Annotated in this window: 14 protein-coding genes; 9 read left to right on the forward strand and 5 right to left on the reverse strand. The window is 63.2% G+C overall.

Going from position 1 to position 15,708, the window contains the following annotated elements; genetic code table 11:
* Positions 1-5 precede the first annotated feature (5 nt).
* Positions 6-1,547, reverse strand: coding sequence for an IS21 family transposase (istA, locus tag HAP41_RS22885; protein WP_166063394.1), 1,542 nt, complete (start codon positions 1,545-1,547; stop codon positions 6-8).
* Positions 1,548-2,046: 499 nt separating this feature from the next.
* Between istA and HAP41_RS22890 the strand changes: the two genes are divergently transcribed.
* The 5 genes from HAP41_RS22890 to HAP41_RS22910 are packed head-to-tail and all read left to right on the forward strand — an operon-like array spanning position 2,047 to position 7,514.
* The gene (locus HAP41_RS22890; protein ID WP_175618089.1) at positions 2,047-3,636 is read left to right on the forward strand and encodes an ABC transporter substrate-binding protein; all 1,590 of its coding nucleotides are present in this window, start codon (positions 2,047-2,049) and stop codon (positions 3,634-3,636) included.
* Between the two features lie 60 nt (positions 3,637-3,696).
* Positions 3,697-4,620: an ABC transporter permease gene (locus HAP41_RS22895; protein ID WP_166096987.1), complete on the forward strand. Its 924-nt coding sequence runs from the start codon at positions 3,697-3,699 to the stop codon at positions 4,618-4,620.
* Positions 4,617-5,438, forward strand: coding sequence for an ABC transporter permease (locus HAP41_RS22900; RefSeq protein ID WP_085400342.1), 822 nt, complete (start codon positions 4,617-4,619; stop codon positions 5,436-5,438). The genes HAP41_RS22895 and HAP41_RS22900 overlap by 4 nt, the downstream gene beginning before the upstream one ends.
* Positions 5,435-6,415 (forward strand): ABC transporter ATP-binding protein, encoded by a 981-nt coding sequence (locus tag HAP41_RS22905; protein ID WP_166096986.1) that lies wholly within the window; start codon positions 5,435-5,437, stop codon positions 6,413-6,415. The genes HAP41_RS22900 and HAP41_RS22905 overlap by 4 nt, the downstream gene beginning before the upstream one ends.
* On the forward strand, positions 6,408-7,514 hold the full coding sequence (locus tag HAP41_RS22910) for an ABC transporter ATP-binding protein (RefSeq protein ID WP_166096985.1): 1,107 nt from the start codon (positions 6,408-6,410) through the stop codon (positions 7,512-7,514). The genes HAP41_RS22905 and HAP41_RS22910 overlap by 8 nt, the downstream gene beginning before the upstream one ends.
* A gap of 12 nt (positions 7,515-7,526) precedes the next feature.
* Here HAP41_RS22910 and HAP41_RS22915 read toward each other — a convergent pair.
* Positions 7,527-8,473, reverse strand: a protein-coding gene (locus HAP41_RS22915) for an IS630 family transposase (protein WP_166055883.1) whose coding sequence is annotated in 2 segments (ribosomal slippage) — positions 7,527-8,134 and positions 8,134-8,473 — 948 coding nt in all. Because the reading frame shifts where the segments join, the coding sequence is not laid out codon by codon here.
* A 248-nt stretch (positions 8,474-8,721) separates the two neighbouring features.
* Here HAP41_RS22915 and HAP41_RS22920 point away from each other — a divergent pair.
* Positions 8,722-8,940 carry a hypothetical protein gene (locus HAP41_RS22920; RefSeq protein ID WP_166096984.1) on the forward strand — a complete coding sequence of 73 codons (219 nt, stop codon included), beginning with the start codon at positions 8,722-8,724 and terminating at the stop codon, positions 8,938-8,940.
* 365 nt (positions 8,941-9,305) lie between these two features.
* Positions 9,306-10,580, forward strand: a complete 1,275-nt coding sequence (locus tag HAP41_RS22925) for an IS256 family transposase (RefSeq protein ID WP_166064748.1) — start codon at positions 9,306-9,308, stop codon at positions 10,578-10,580.
* A gap of 911 nt (positions 10,581-11,491) precedes the next feature.
* Here the strand turns inward: HAP41_RS22925 and HAP41_RS22930 are convergent.
* Positions 11,492-12,835, reverse strand: a complete 1,344-nt coding sequence (locus HAP41_RS22930) for an IS1380 family transposase (RefSeq protein ID WP_166053720.1) — start codon at positions 12,833-12,835, stop codon at positions 11,492-11,494.
* A 72-nt stretch (positions 12,836-12,907) separates the two neighbouring features.
* Positions 12,908-13,441, reverse strand: a complete 534-nt coding sequence (locus HAP41_RS22935; RefSeq protein ID WP_166096983.1) for a methyltransferase family protein — start codon at positions 13,439-13,441, stop codon at positions 12,908-12,910.
* A 258-nt stretch (positions 13,442-13,699) separates the two neighbouring features.
* Here HAP41_RS22935 and HAP41_RS22940 point away from each other — a divergent pair, with 258 nt between their 5' ends.
* Positions 13,700-13,975, forward strand: coding sequence for a hypothetical protein (locus HAP41_RS22940; RefSeq protein ID WP_166096982.1), 276 nt, complete (start codon positions 13,700-13,702; stop codon positions 13,973-13,975).
* 108 nt (positions 13,976-14,083) lie between these two features.
* Here HAP41_RS22940 and HAP41_RS22945 read toward each other — a convergent pair whose 3' ends face one another.
* Complete coding sequence (locus HAP41_RS22945) at positions 14,084-14,710, reverse strand: LysR family transcriptional regulator (RefSeq protein WP_166096981.1); 627 nt, start codon at positions 14,708-14,710, stop codon at positions 14,084-14,086.
* A 20-nt stretch (positions 14,711-14,730) separates the two neighbouring features.
* Between HAP41_RS22945 and HAP41_RS22950 the strand changes: the two genes are divergently transcribed.
* Positions 14,731-15,708, forward strand: coding sequence for a VOC family protein (locus HAP41_RS22950; RefSeq protein WP_224580771.1), 978 nt, complete (start codon positions 14,731-14,733; stop codon positions 15,706-15,708).

Below are 15,708 nucleotides of genomic sequence, written 5' to 3' on the forward strand. Positions count from 1 at the left end.
TGGCTTCAGTGAAAATAATCGCGGCCGCGGATGTTGCCGTGGCGCAGGGGTTGGTGTTCGGAGGGCTCGTCGAGAAAGGTACGATCCAGACCGTTCTGGAGGATGGAGCGGATCGAGGCGACGGATCGCGCCTTGATCAGAATGCCGCGCCGGCAGGCCGCTTCGACGCGCTCCGCGCTGTAGCTTTTGACCAGTGACAGAATGCCGAGGCAGGTGCGAAAGCCTTGCTCGGGATGCGGCCGGGCCGCGATCACGGCCTGGAAGAAGGCGGCGGTCGACGGACCGATCCGCTCGCCGGCGACGATCACTCCGGCGGGCGTCCATTGACCGTAGCGCCGATGGGCGCTGGGCATATGGTCGGCGATGGTGGTGTGGCCCCGCCGGTTGGGCGCGCGGGCGTGGCTGGCGATCCTGCGGCCGTTGTGGAAGATCTCGACCGTTCTGTCATCGATGCGTGCGTCGACAAGCTCACGGATGAGCCGATACGGCGCGGAATACCAGTGTCCATCGATCTCGATATGATAGTCGGGGCCGATCCGGCATCGCTTCCAGCGTGCGAAAGCGTAAGCCTGGTCCGGCAGCTTTGTAAGCTTGGGCTTGTCGAGCTCGGCGAACAGTTCGGCGCGACTGGCGCCAAAGTCGCGCATCTGCCTTGCATTGAGTTCGACGACGAGTGTTTTGATGGCTGCGTTCAGCTCCGCCAACGAAAAGAAGCGTTGGTTGCGCAGCCGCGCCAGAATCCATCGCTGGGCGACTTGCACCGCAACTTCGACCTTTGCCTTATCTTTTGGGCGCCGCGGCCGGGCTGCGAGAATGGCCGTGCCGTAATGGCTCGCCATCTCGGCATAGGTTCGGTTGAGGCCGGGATCGTGGCGGTCGGGATTGGTGACGGCGGCCTTGAGATTGTCGCAGACTACGAATGTCGGCACGCCGCCGAGGAAGGCGAAAAGATTGATGTGGACCCGGATCCAGTCGGCGAGCCCCTCGCTTGGACAGGCCTCGGCATAGGTATAGTTGGAGGCGCCCATCGCCGCGACGAACAGCTTCATCGACTGCACTTCCCCGTTTGAGGGATCGATGACGTCGATGGTGTCGCCGGCGAAATCCACGAAAACCTTCTCGCCGCCCAGATGCGTCTGCCGCATCGAAGGCCGGGCTCGCCCCTTCCAGGCCTCGTACGTCGTGCAGAACCAGGTGTAGCCGAAGCCATCGGGATGGGTGGCGCGATACTCGTCCCACAGCAGCCGACGGGTCACGTTGCGTCGGCGCAGCTCCTTGTCGACATAGCCCCAGTCGGGAACGGCCCGCTGGGGGCTCTGCGACGCAGGCCTCGGCGCCGGGAAAAGCAGCAGCTCCAGGTCCTCGTCGCTCATTCCGGCCGGCAACGGCCACTTCAGCCCGGCAGCCCCGGCTCGGCGTAGATAGCTGTGCACGGCGCCGTTGCTGATGCCCAAGGTGCGCGCGATGGCTCGCTCCGGCAAGCCTTGAACATGTTTTAAGCGGAGAACCTCTTTGATCCGGCGCATCGACAATCTCTGGGTGGGCATCGGCCTTCCTCGTTCACTGACGAGGCAGTTCCTAAGCCGGTTGAGTTGTCGGCCGAAGCGGGCTGAGTTGCTGAAAAGCTGCTCACGATCCCGCGAAATCCGTGCTCACGATCGTCTGAAATCTCTGCTCACGATCCCCTGAAATCCGTGCTCACGATCCCGCGAAACATGCAACCGGGCTTGCCAGCACGGCCGTGGCGGCGAGCAGTCCGCCCGCGAGCAAGATACCTAGCGTTCGGCGATTCATTTTTTCCGCAATCCCTGGGGCTCAGATAACGATCCTGAGCTTGGTCGCGTTGATCACGAAAAATGTTCACTGCTGTTGGTCGCTCATGATGCACCGCAATCGGCGGCTTGCACCGCTTGGGACGCAAGCTGGCCTCCGAGGGTCTCGCGAGCGCCGCGTTCCGGAACCCGCCGCCATCAAAACGAAGCTTGCGTTCGACGGCCTACGAATGATCAAATCCCTGATCGGAATGCCTGCGTTGTTGGGGGACACATGATGTTCAGGATGATCGCGATCGTCGCTGGTTTGGGGCTGGCGCTCGCCACCTCGGCGGAGGCCCAGGCGCCGCGCAAGGGCGGAACCATCCGCATGACGGCGCCCTACGGTTCGAGTTTCACGAGCCTGGACATTCACACCACACAGCGCGCCCAGGACGAGATCTACGCCAAGGCGCTGCACCGGTCGCTCTACATCTGGAATTCCGCGGAGGGCAAGCCGGTTCTGGAGCTCGCCAAGGAGGACGTGGTCTCGGGCGGCGGTCTCGTTCACACCTTCAAGCTGCGCGACGACGCCTATTTCCACAACGGCCGCAAGATGACGGCCGACGACGTCATCTGGTCCTACAACCGCATCATGGACGGCACCAAGGCCTATCCCGGCGCGCGCTTTGTCCGCGTCATCGAGGGCGCGGACGCGGTCGAGAAGGGCCAGGCCAAGGAGATCTCCGGCCTGAAGAAGATCGACGACTTCACCCTCGAGATGAAGCTGACCGAGAAAGTCGATCCGGGATTCTACTTCTTCACGGCGCTGACCTCGATCTATCCCGCCGACGAGGCCGCCAAGGAGAGCTTCATCCAGAAGCCGATCGGTCTCGGTCCCTTCAAATTCGTCGAGCACGTGCCGGGATCGCGCATCGTTCTGGAGCGGTGGGACCGGTTCTACAAGCCCGGCAAGCCCTACGCCGACAAGGTCATCGTGTCGATCATGGGCGAGGCCGCGGCGCGCGATGTCGCCTTCCGCAACAAGGAGATCGACACCTCGGTGCTGGGACCTGCGCAATATGTCGCCTATCAGTCCGACGCCGACCTCAAGGGCACCATCGTCGAAGTCGCCGAGGTCTTCACGCGCTATATGGGCATGAACCCCTCGTTCAAGCCGTTCACGGACAAGCGCGTCCGGCAGGCGATCAACTACGCGATCGATACTGACCTGATCATCAACAAGCTGGTCAAGGGCAAAGCCTATCGCGCCACCAGCTGGCTGCCGTTGACATCTCCAGCCTACGACAAGGCGATGAAGCCGTACCCCTACGATCCCGCCAAGGCCAAGCAGCTGCTCGCGGAGGCCGGCTATCCCCAGGGCTTCGAATTCGAATGGACCACCAGCCAGAATGAAAGCTGGGGCCTGCCGATCGTCTCGGCCGTGATCCCGATGCTGGACAAGGTCGGCATCAAGGCGAAGGTCAAGCAGGTCGAGACCGCGGTGCTGGCCGAGGTGGTGCGCAGCGGCGACTATCAGGCCTTCATCTATTCCCAGGCGACCGGCCCGGATCCCCAGGCCGCGCTCAAATGCTTCCACTCCTCGACGCCGCAGCCGGCCTGCAACTACATGAACTACAAGAATGCCGACTTCGACAAGCTGATCGATGCGGCAGGGCAGGCCGACGATCCCGCAAAGCGCACCGAGCTGCTGCAAAAGGCCAATGCGCTGCTCTATGAGGAAGCGCCGGTCTGGTTCTTCAACTACAACAAGGCGGTCATGGCGGTGCAGCCGTGGCTCAAGGGCGTTCAGCTCAATGCGACCGAGCTGACCCATCAGAACGTCGAAGACCTCTGGGTCGACGAGACCTCGCCCGCGAAGTGACACGCGCTCTCGCGCTCCCTCCATCGCGACGAGCGGTGGGGGGAGAGAGGAAAAGTCTGGATGCTCTCGTTCCTGCTCCGCCGTCTTCTGCAAACCATTCCGACCGTGCTCGCTGTCGTGCTGCTGGTCTTCGTGCTGTTCAGCGTCGTTCCCGGCAGCATTGTCTCGAGCATGAGCGACGACAGCGATCCCCAGGTCGAGCTGCGCATGAAGAAGCAGCTCGGCCTCGACGATCCCCTCTATTGGCGTTTCGGCGCCTACATCGCCAAGCTCGCGACCGGTGACTTCGGCACCTCGTTCCGGACCCGCGAGCCTGTCACGACCATGATCGCCAAACGGGCCTGGCCGACGCTGCAGCTCATCTTCACGGCCATGACGTTTGCGATTTTGATCGGTGTTCCCCTTGGTTTCATCGCAGCGCTGAAACCCGGGGGCATCGTCGATACGCTCGCCATGGCGCTGGCGGTGTCGGGCCTTTCCATTGCCAAATTCTGGCTCGGATTGGTGCTGATGTATCTGTTTGCGTTGAAGCTCGGCTGGCTGCCGAGCTTCGGCTATGGCGATGGAGGGCTGAAATATCTGCTTCTGCCGGCGGTGACGCTCGGCGTCTCGCCGATGGCGCTGTTTGCCCGCACGACGCGCGCCGCGGTCCTCGAGATCATGACCGCTGATTTCGTCCGCACCGCGCGCTCGAAGGGCATGAGCGAGACGCGTGTCGTGAAGTGGCATGTGATGCGCAATGCGCTCGTCATCATTCTCACCACCGTCGGCCTTCAGTTCGGCGGGTTGATGGGGCAGGCGGTCGTGGTCGAGAAACTGTTCTCCTGGCCGGGCATCGGTTCGCTGCTGGTCGACAGTGTGCTCCAGCGCGACATTCCCGCCGTTCAAGGCTCCATTCTCGTGGTGGTGCTGGCCTTTCTCGCGATCAATCTGCTGATCGACGTGCTCTACGGCGTGATCGATCCCAGGATCAGATACGCATGAAGCTCCGCGCCAATCTCATCATCGGTGGCGCGCTGTTCGCGCTCGCGATCCTGGTCGGCCTGCTCGCGCCCTGGCTGGCGCACACCGATCCCGTCCTGGACGCCAACCTCATGAACGCGGAGGAGCCTCCGAGCTGGACCTGGTGGTTCGGCACCGACGACCAGGGCCGCGACATCTATTCCCGCGTCGTCTACGGCGCCCGCGTCTCGCTGACCGTCGGCATCGTCTCGCAGCTCATCAACAGCGTCATCGGCGTCGCGCTGGGCTTGAGCGCGGGCTATTGGGGCGGCTGGTGGGACGATTTCGTCAACGGCCTGACCAATCTGATGCTCGCGATCCCCTCGCTGATCTTCGCGCTCGCCATCATGGCGGTGCTTGGCCCCGGCCTCACGAGCCTGCTGATCGCGCTCGGCCTGACCAACTGGTCCTTTACCTGCCGGATCGCACGGGCCTCGGCGCTGTCGCTGAGGAGCCAGGGCTATGTGCAGGCGGCGACCGTGCTCGGCTACGGCGATCTGCGGATCATGGTCACGCAGCTGCTGCCGAACATGCTAGGGCCGATCGTCGTCATCGGCACGCTCGGCATGGGTAGCGCGGTGCTGTCCGAAGCCGCCTTGTCGTTCCTCGGCCTAGGCGTCCGTCCGCCGTTTCCGAGCTGGGGCAGCATGTTGTCGGACGCCCGCGACCAGATCACGACGGCGCCGTGGCTCTCGGTGTTTCCGGGCCTTGCCATCTTCCTGACGGTGCTTGGCCTCAACCTGCTCGGCGATGGCCTGCGCGACATTCTCGATCCACAATCGCGGAGCCGGCGGACATGACCGGCGCGCCGCTGATCGAAGTCGAGGATCTGCGCATCGATCTCGACGATGGATCGAGGCGCGTTGCGGCGGCCGAGGGCATTTCATTTCGCATCGATCGAGGCGAGACGTTCGGCCTTGTCGGCGAATCCGGCTGCGGCAAGAGCATCACGGCGCTCGCCCTGATCGGCCTGTTGCGGCAACCTTTGTCGATCGGTGGCGGCATCATCCGGTTTGAGGGGCGGGAGATCCAGCACCTTTCCGCGGCCGGGCAGCGGGAGCTGCGCGGCAATCGCATCGCCATGATCTTCCAGGAGCCGATGACGGCGCTGAACCCGGTCTCGCCGGTGGGCCGGCAGATCGCCGAGATGTTCGTGCTGCACAAGGGCAAGAGCTGGCGGGAAGCCAACCAGCTCGCGGTCGAGGCGCTGGCGAGCGTCCGCGTCCCCGCACCGGAGCGGCGCGTCAACGATTACCCGCACCAGCTGTCCGGCGGCATGCGCCAGCGCGTCATGATCGCCATCGCCCTCGCATGCGGTCCGGACCTCCTGATCGCCGACGAACCGACCACCGCGCTCGACGTGACCGTGCAGGCCGAAATCATCGAGCTGATGCGCAATCTGTGCGCCGAGAGGGGGACGGCGATCCTGATGATCAGCCACGATCTCGGCCTCGTCGCCAATGTCTGCCGCCGTGTCGCCGTCATGTATGCCGGCCGCATCGTCGAGGAGCGCGGCTCTGCCGATATTTTCCGGGCGCCCTCGCATCCCTATACGCAGGGCCTGGTCGCCTCGCTGCCGCGGCTGGGCAGTCGGGCCGCGCTTGGCCGCACCAGGCTCAAGGAGATCGCGGGCGTGGTTCCAGCGATCACGAATTTCCCGGATGGCTGCCGGTTCAATCCGCGCTGTACGCAGGCCACCGAGATTTGCCGCACGGTTGCGCCGCAGACGGATTTGCTGGAGGCCGGCGGTTTCGTCCGGTGTTACCACCATGCATGAGCCGCAAGCCATGCAGGGGGAGGCGAGGCCGGACGACGACCTCATTCTCAGCGTCGAGGATCTCGCGGTTCATTTTCCGATGGGGGGCGGCCTGCTGGGCCGCAACCGGCGGGTGCTCCGTGCCGTCGACGGCGTCGATCTCAGGCTGAGACGAGGCGAATGCCTCGGCCTTGTCGGCGAGTCCGGCTCGGGCAAGTCGACCGTCGCATTGTCGATCCTGGGTCTGTTGACGCCGACGCGCGGCCGCATCGTGCTGGACGGGCAGGTGGTGACGAACAGGCAATCCGGCGACCGAAAGTCGCTGGCCCGCACCGTGCAGATCGTCTTTCAGGATCCCTACGCCTCGCTCAATCCCCGCCAGACCGTGCGCCGCACGCTGGAAGATCCCCTGCGTGTGCATGGCGTGACCGCAAAAAGCGAGATCGAGGACCGCGTGGCGACGATGCTGCGGCATGTCGGCCTGCGGCCGGAACAGGCCGATCGCTATCCGCATGAGTTCTCCGGCGGCCAGCGCCAGCGCATCGGGATTGCGCGGGCCCTGATCCTCAATCCCAGGATCGTCATCTGCGACGAGCCCGTGTCGGCGCTCGACGTCTCGATCCGCGCCCAGATCATCAACCTGCTGCTGGAATTGAAGGACACGCTCGGTCTTTCCTACATCATGATCAGCCACGACCTCGGCGTCGTCGAGCACATGAGCGACCGCGTCGCCGTCATGTATCTCGGCCGCATCGTCGAGAACGGCCACTGGCGCGAAATCTTCGAGCGGCCGGCGCACCCCTACACGCAAGCCCTGATCGCGGCCATCCCCGATCCGCTGCACCATGCACCGTTGGCGACGACAGGGGGCGACCTTCCCAACCCGCTCAATCCGCCGAACGGATGCGCCTTCAGCCCGCGTTGCCGGTACGCGGAGGCCGTGTGTCGCCACGAGCCCGGTCCGGTGCTGGAAACGCGCGCCGATGGACATGAGGTGAGGTGCTGGCGGGCTGACGAGATTGCTGGGCAGACGCAATTGGCTTCGACCGAGGGCGGGCATCCCTTAAGGATGGAAGGCGCGTCCGTCGCGGTCAAAAGCGTCGCTCCAGCGGCCCGCTAGAGCGTTTTCCGATCACGTTGCGTCGTAACCAGCCGCGACGAGATAATTTTGACATTCCTCGGGTGAGAAGCGTTTGAGAGCGTTGGCGATTGCTTGCCAGAGATCGGGCATGGTGCGGGCTGCGGCGGCCCGCAACAGCGCTTTCAGTTTGGAGAAGGCCATTTCAATCGGGTTGAAGTCTGGACTGTAGGGCGGAAGATAGAGCAGGCTAGCTCCGACCGCCTGGATGGCCTCTCGAACGCCATGGACCTTGTGAGCGGGCAAGTTGTCCATGATAACGGTATCGCCCGGCCGCAGCGATGGGGCGAGCAATTGCTCGACGTAGGCCAGGAAAGCGTCGCCATCCATTGGACCGTCCAGAACAAGCGGCGCGATCAGACCGTCGGAGCGCAATCCAGCGGTGAACGTCGTCGTCTTCCAATGTCCGTGTGGGATAGCTGCACGACATCGCTCGCCGCGTGGCGAGCGCCCGTAACGCCGCGCCATTTTGGTGTTGGCGCTGGTTTCGTCGATGAAGACGAGACGCTCAGGGTCAAGGTCGATTTGCCCTTCGAACCACTCCTCACGTGCGGCATTTATATCGCCGCGCCGTTGCTCGGCGGCGTGCGCTGTCTTTTTTTAAGTGTGATCTTTCTGCGCTGGAAAAAACGCCAGAGCGACGCGATGCCAGTCGATATTCCATGACGTTTCAACAGTTCTCGCAACTCGGCAAGCGTGATATCCGGCCTCGCTGTCACCGCCTCCAGAATCAATTGCGAATGCGCTTCGATGCGCTGCGATTTGCGGTCACCGCCCTGGCGTTTAGGAACGATGTCGCCAACTTTCTTGAGGCGAGCGCGCCAGCGGATCGCACTGGCCGCGCTGACACCAAAGCGCTCAGCAGCCTGTCGACAGGACATGCCACCGTCAATCGCGGCTACCACCCTTTGGCGAAGATCAACCGAAAGCGCCCTGGCCATACATGCTGGCCTCCCTCGCCAGCATGCAGCTTGAATCTGACTCGCGCCGTTTTGGGAATCCCCACCCGATTCTTTCCGGTCGGAAAATGCTCTAGTCACGTCCGGTCTGCCCTGACAGGCGGACGATTTTGGGGCCCGCCCATGAGCCATCGCGTGGGGTTGATCCTTGGTGCGGTTCAATCGCGTACCGCCCTATTTTCATGTGTGCTACATGGTTCGGTAGCAAAATGTAGCAGGAAAGGCAGATCATGACTGACGATCAGGTCAATCTCGTCGTTCAGCACCTTTGCGAGCAATTGCACTTGGCGCTCCAGTTGAAGGGCAGCGAAGCACATCCACCAAACGCCAAAGATATTGGATTCGATCCGGCCTCTGTGAGAACCGTATTGCTGACCGGCTTGCGTTTGGCGGGTGTCACGACCCACCACGAGGCGGTCGGGAAGAGCGAAGAGCCGCCGTGGTCCTAAACACAAAACGCGGGACAGAAGCCCCGCGCCGATGTCTCAGCTGGGTCAGCAGCAGACAAATCCACGACAGCGTCCATAGGTCCGTTAAGGGCCAACAACCGACGTTCGATATATCGTCCGTTCGCATCTCGGAACCGCGTCGCGGACGCCGTAGTTAACTGCTCGATTGTATTCGGACAAACGGCGGTCTCCGCTGACCATCGAGGATGTTGCTCCCGCCCAGTAGACGCGGATGTAAAGCGAGAACTGGCCACTCGCAGGCAGCCGGGGATGTCCCGGGTTCTGTTGAATTTCTGAAGAGGTCGGCGTTGCCCACCTTGAGCCGGTAGGCTCGGGGTGCTGATTCCACAAAGGAGAGCAACGCCATGACGAGAGATATCACACCGGCTGGTTGGCCGGCGACCGGGGCTGTGGAGAAATCATTTGCGGAAGTGCGAGCGAGCTTCGATCGGTTCTGCCTTGCGGCAGGAATCGAGGCGCTCGGCACGATGATGGAGGCGGATGTGACAGCGGCCTGCGGGCCGCGCCACGGTCGTGATGCGGCGCGGCGGGCGCACCGTTGGGGCCGAACGCGGGGGCGGATCGGTTTCCACGGCGGCAAGATCGAGGTCGATCGCCCGCGGGTCCGGGGCATGGACGGCCGCGAGGTCACGATCCCGAGCTGGGAAACGGCGGCGCAGGAGGACTGGCTCGGTCGCTGGGCGATGAACCTGATGCTGATCAATGTGTCGACGCGCCGGTTCGGCCGCGCCGTCCGGCTGCCCGAGGGTGACGTGCCGGCACCGCCCGGATCGGGGATTTCGAAGTCGGCGGCCTCGCGGAGGTTCGTGGCTCTGTCGGCGGCGCGGCTGGCCGACTTCATGGCTGCCGATCTGTCCGCGCTCGACCTTCTGGTGGTCCAAATCGACGGGCTGCATCTCGACGACGATCTCGTGCTGGTGGCCGCGATCGGGGTTGACGGCGAAGGCAACAAGCATCCGCTGGCGCTGGTGGAAGGGGCGACCGAGAATGCAGCAACGGTTCAGGCCCTGCTGGACAACCTGGTCTCGCGCGGGCTCGACCCGACGGTGCCAAGACTGTTCATCGCCGACGGCGCGAAGGCGTTGTCGAAGGCGATCCGCCGCACCTTCGGTTCGGCCGCTGCGATCCAGCGCTGCCAGATCCACAAGGCGCGCAACATCATGGAACGCCTGCCGAAAGAGCATCATGCGGCCACCCGCCGGGTGCTGCGCCAGGCCTGGGAGCTCGATGACGCCGACAAGGCTGAAAAATTGATCCGCAATCTCGCGCGTCGACTCGACCAGCAATGGCCCGGCGTTGCGGCCAGTATCCTCGAAGGCCTCGACGAAATCCTGACTGTCGTCCGGTTGAAGTTGCCGAAGGAGCTTCGCCGATCGCTCGCCTGTACCAATATCGCCGAGAACATGATGGGCACCATTCGCCGCGTCACGCGCAACGTTAAACGCTGGCGGGATGCCGGTATGGCCTTGCGATGGGTCGCGGCCGGTATGATCGAGGCCAACAAGGGCTTCCGACGATTGAAGGCGCATAAGCAATTGTCGGTTCTGCGTGCGGCCCTTCAAGCTCACCACGATCGCATGACAATCAAGTCCGTTGCCCACGTCACGAGGGCTGCGTAATATTCATTCCGGCAACGTCGACCCGACGTAGTTCAACAGCGATCGGGACATCCCCCAGGCAGCCAGTTGCTCTCTTTGTCTACTTGTCTACGCTCGGTGATTTTGGCACCAGCGCGCAGCGTCAACGAACCGTCCCGACATTGAACGTTCGCTTCGCAGGGAACGTTGGCGGCATCTTGCCGCTCGCCTCAGCGCCAGGTTGCCGGTTCGCAGGGAGGCTTATTGAACGGCCCTCCGGCAAAACTGCCAACGTCTGGCGCCCGGATGCAGTGAACGACGCGGGACGGATGGACGGCTGCGCCGTTTTGGTCGTACCACGCGGCCATGGCCGGATTAGCGAACATGGCCGCGGCGATCAGTCCTACCGAAGCAAGCTTCCTCATTTGCGCGTCTCCTTATGTGTCAATGATTGAACGACTGACTATCCTTTGCGGCTCATTCCTACCGAAGAGACTGCAAGCAACATTTGGCGGTATCGACTATGCACATCATCAAGGTTGATCTATATCAACTTCGCCCGAATACGGCGGCTGATGACCGCTCTGGGTCAAACTACGAAAAACTCAACCTGAGCAAATTCAGTCCGCTATGCCCTATTGATCGGACCTCAATGAGGCGTGCCGTCACTTCGCTGACGGGCCCAATTGCAGACAAGCTTTGTTGAGGAGCCTTCGAGAAGCTCATCAAAAATCAGCGCCGAGGTCATGCGCTACGGCAGCTACCGACCGCCTCGCCACGCAGTTAGCCCGCCCTATTCGTGAGAGCGCGGTATTTTGGTCCGACTGGTGCATCCGCACACCTCCGCTGACGAGGCGCACAGGATTGCCTTCGGCTTTTCACCGCCTGACGACCGGTACTTTGCAACGCGCTTGAGGGATGGGTTGGGTGAACGCGGGCGGACGCCCCACCGGTCAAGGACCGAGCGGCAGCAGCGCGCCGGGCAAGCTGCGGATCAGGTCGGCTTCGGGACATGCCGCGGCGAACGCAAGGCGAATGCGGCTCTTGGTCTCGACAACCCGGGCGGCGATTTTCAAGAGCCGAAGACGCAGCGTCGCGAACTCGGCAGTGGCCAATTCCCGGACTTTGGGAATGGCGTCGCGCACGGTCAGCATCAGCCAATAAGCGGCGGTATGGAGAACGAGGCGGACTTGATTGGCGAGCGCCGAACGGCAACTGGTGCGATCGGAGGCGAGCTGCGTCTTATGCAGCTTGATCAGATTCTCGGCTTGGCCGCGCGCGCAATACAGGCTGTCGTAGATCCACTCGGCCGAGCCGACATCGAGGCTGGTGACGACGAAGCGGATGTCGAGGCCGAGCATCGTCGCCTCAATACGGGCGACGGTGCGTCGTTCGCGATCCCAGGACTTTGCCTTGTGGCGCGTCTCGGTATAGCCGCGCAGAACCGGCAGGTTCTCGATGGCGCGTCGCGTGCGGATGTCGTCGGCGACCGCGTCGACTTTTCTGGCGAGCGGCTTGGTGCCGGACAGACCGAAGATGTAGTCGATGCCGTTGGTCTCGCACCACGCCATTGCCTCCGGCCGGGCATAGTGCCCGTCGCCACGGAACGTAATTCGCGTGTTGTGCCACCGCGTCCGGATATGCCGTACCAGGCGGCGCAGATGGGCACGCACCTCGACGCCGCCCGGCGTCTTGCCGGGCCGCAGCACGACCGCCACGGGCCGGCTCTTCTCCGTGTCGTAGACGTGGATCGGCAGGAAGCAGCGTTCGTCATAATGAGCGTTGAACAGCGAGAGCTGCTGATGGCCGTGGACGACATCGCAGGTATCATCGATGTCGAGCGTGACGGATGCCGGCTCGCGCGGGTAGCTATCCATCCATGCGTCGACCAAAGTGTAGGTCAGTCGGATCACGTCGCGCAGGCGCGGAGCATTCTCCAGGCGCGACAGCGTCGGTTGGGAACACAGATCGCGACCCGTGTCCGGCAGCCGTCCGCAGGCCAGCTTGAATGCGGGATCGGACCGCAGATGATCGAGGTCGTCGGCGTCCTCGTAGCCGCAGCAGATCGCGAACATGCGCGCGCGGAACATATCGACCAGGCTGTGCACGACCCGCGTCGGATCGCGCCGATCCGGGAACACCCGGGCCAAATTGTCGGCCAAGCCGAGACGCCGCTCGGCCATCGCCAGAAGCATCACGCCCCCGTTCGAGGTCAGCCGACCGCCATCGAAGGCAGCTGTGACTTTCTTGGCGTGAACGGCTGGAAACGAGAAGGGCAGAATCGTATCGTCGGTCATGGCGGGCGTGGTGTTCGCGGCTGAAGGTGATGGGGTTGGCTTTGCAACCGAATCCTACGCCGCATCAGCGCTTTACACCACGCTCGCCAGCCTCTCAGGCGCCCTCTGACGAATAAGACGGGTTAGGCGCGGGATCCAACGCGGCACATTGATGCAGAACGCTTCGTATTCCGCGCCGAATGACCTTTTTAGCGTCGGCTCTTCGTAGCCCACGACAAAAAGGTGGAAGGCGAGCCAGACGACTGCGCCGTAGGCGAACAGCCCCCAATCGCCGAACAGGAGCGCCTGGCCGAAAATGACGGCGGCGACCGCCACGTAGATTGGATTGCGCACATAGCGATAGAGGCCGGTAACGACGAGATGTTGGGTCGGGGCGATCGGCGCCGGCGTGCCGAGCCCCTGCAGTGCGAAACGCGCGAATGAATCCACGAGCCCGGCTAAGCCGGCAAGAATTAGCGCGGCGCCGACGAAGCGCGTGAGCTCGACGCCGAGAAACGGCAACCTGAACTCCCAGCGTGAAATCCACCATGGGACCACCCCAGCCACCACGCAGGGCGCGAACAGGAAGAAGATGGCGGTGCCGATGACGGCAGCAGTTCTTGGCATAGACACGATCCGTTCCCTGCTATTTTAACACACCGCACCGGGAGCGCGTCAGGTCCGCCTTGGGTCATGAACGACAAAGCTTGAACTGAGCGCAATAGGTCTGCTTTCGGGCAAATTGCCACCAACCCGCGCTCGTTGTCCTGACCATGAATGCAGCTAGCGCGCTACGGCGCGGAAGGCCCGGCGCGGACAACACCGGTGTTTCTGCTATAGTGCGACGTTCGAACTTGCGGGGCGGCTGCTTCAAGGGTTGAAATCATGCACAGAGCATCTGGATCATTACTACTTGCCTTCGTTTTTATTCTATTTGCTCCGCAAGTGCGGGCGCAGCAGATTCCGGCCGAAACCGTTCAGGGAATGCTTGCGGCCCAGATACGCACGCAAGGCTTCACTTGCGAAAAGCCACTCGGCGCAAAGAAGAACACGAAGGCGTCTCGACCTGATCGCGACGTTTGGGTTCTTAGATGCAGCAACGCCATGTACAGGATCACGCGCGTTCCCGATATGGCGGCGAAGGTCGAACCGCTGCCGTGAGCTCGGTGGTCTTTACGGGACCAGCGCCATGATGGACTTGTGCCGGTGTTTTGCCTGACGTCTCAAACGTCCTGGCGGCGAGGGCTCAAGCCAAGCCTCACGGCCGCCTTAACTTCCGCTGATGCCGACCAGACGAGGGCGGCGGTTTGCGAGAGGATTTTCGGCCGGCAGGGCGCGCAGCCACGCGCGAAAACCGACGATTTCGGGGCAATCCGCGGTGCCTTCAGGCGCGATCAGCCAATCACCGAGGCCTGATCCCTCATTGACCCGGTCGCAGCGATAGCCCGGATGGTGGCCGAGACCGCGGGCGATCAAGAGGTCGACCTTGCCCTCGATCAATTCGTGCAGGCCGGCCGGCTGCAGCACCCGCAAACCGATCTCCGCATGCGCGCTGCGAAACTCCGCCAATTCGAGCCGGCGCAGGTCGAAGCTGCCATGGACCCCCAACTGCAGCAGCACCGCGCCCGCCGGCTTCAATTGCGAGGTCGCCTCCGCAATGTGACGAAAACCTTCGGAGACCCCGGGCAGATAGGCCTGACCGGCCGCGGTGAGAATGAGCTGCTTATGCAGCCGCTCGAACAGCTGCACGCCGAGGCGTGCCTCCAGCGCCTTCACCTGCTGTCCCACGGCGGCAGGTGTCACGTGCAGCTCGTGCGCGGCCAGCTTGAAGCTGAGATGCCGGGCGGCGGCCTCAAAAGCGCGGAGCGCGTTGAGCGGGGGAAGGGCGTAGGTCATCGCACCGCAGTTTGACACCGATGGGCCTTGGCCTTGCAATAGATTTTCTTGCGCGGAACCGCAGCAACAATGCTTTGATCGGCGCCGTCATCGCCGAATACGGTCGGCCCGCAATCCGGAGACCCCCCATGCCCCGTCGTTTAGATCATCTCGTCATTTGCGTCCGCGATCTGGAACAGGCCGCGCTGGATTGGCAGCGGCTCGGCTTCAACCTCACGCCGACCGGTGTGCATCCGTTCGGAACCAGCAACCGCCTGGCGCAGTTCGCCGACAATTTTCTGGAGTTGCTGGCCGTCACCGACAATGCGTTGGTGCCGCCAGCCACGCCGGGCCATTTCAGCTTCGCGGCCCACAACCGCGATTTTCTTGCGACCGCCGAGGGAATGTCGATGCTGGTCTTGCACAGCACCGAAGCCCATGTCGATGCCGTGCGTTTCAGGGCCGACCGCATCGGCGATTATGCGCCGTTCGATTTCGGCCGCGACGCGGTGCTCCCGGGCGGAGGCACGGCGCGCGTCGCGTTTTCGCTGGCATTTGCCACCGATCCCGCCATGCCCGGGCTCGCGTTCTTCACCTGCCAGCAGCGTCACCCGCCGGAACTGTTCTGGAAGGCGCAGTATCAGTGTCATCCCAACGGCGCCCTCCGCGTGGTGGAGGTGGTGATGTCGGCGGCGGAGCCAGCGGCGCATCGCGATTTCCTCGAGCGCCTCACGGAAGGCACGGCCGAGCTTGCGCCGGGGCGGCTGACGATTGGTGAGCGCGGCAATCATATCACCTTGCTTGACCCGTCCGAACTGGCGCGCCGGCTACCGGGCCTCGCGAACAGCGCTTCGCCGCGCTTTTGCGCGGCGCGTCTGGCGGTCGCTGATCTGGATGCGACAGGGCGAACACTGAGACACAACGGCGTCGGCTTCGCGATGACCGGTGCCGTGCTGTTGGTGCCACCCGCCACCGCGCATGGTCTGGCGCTCGAATTCGTCGAACAGGAGGCAAACTGA

It is taken from the genome of Bradyrhizobium barranii subsp. apii (assembly GCF_011516635.5).
Lineage (GTDB): Bacteria > Pseudomonadota > Alphaproteobacteria > Rhizobiales > Xanthobacteraceae > Bradyrhizobium > Bradyrhizobium barranii.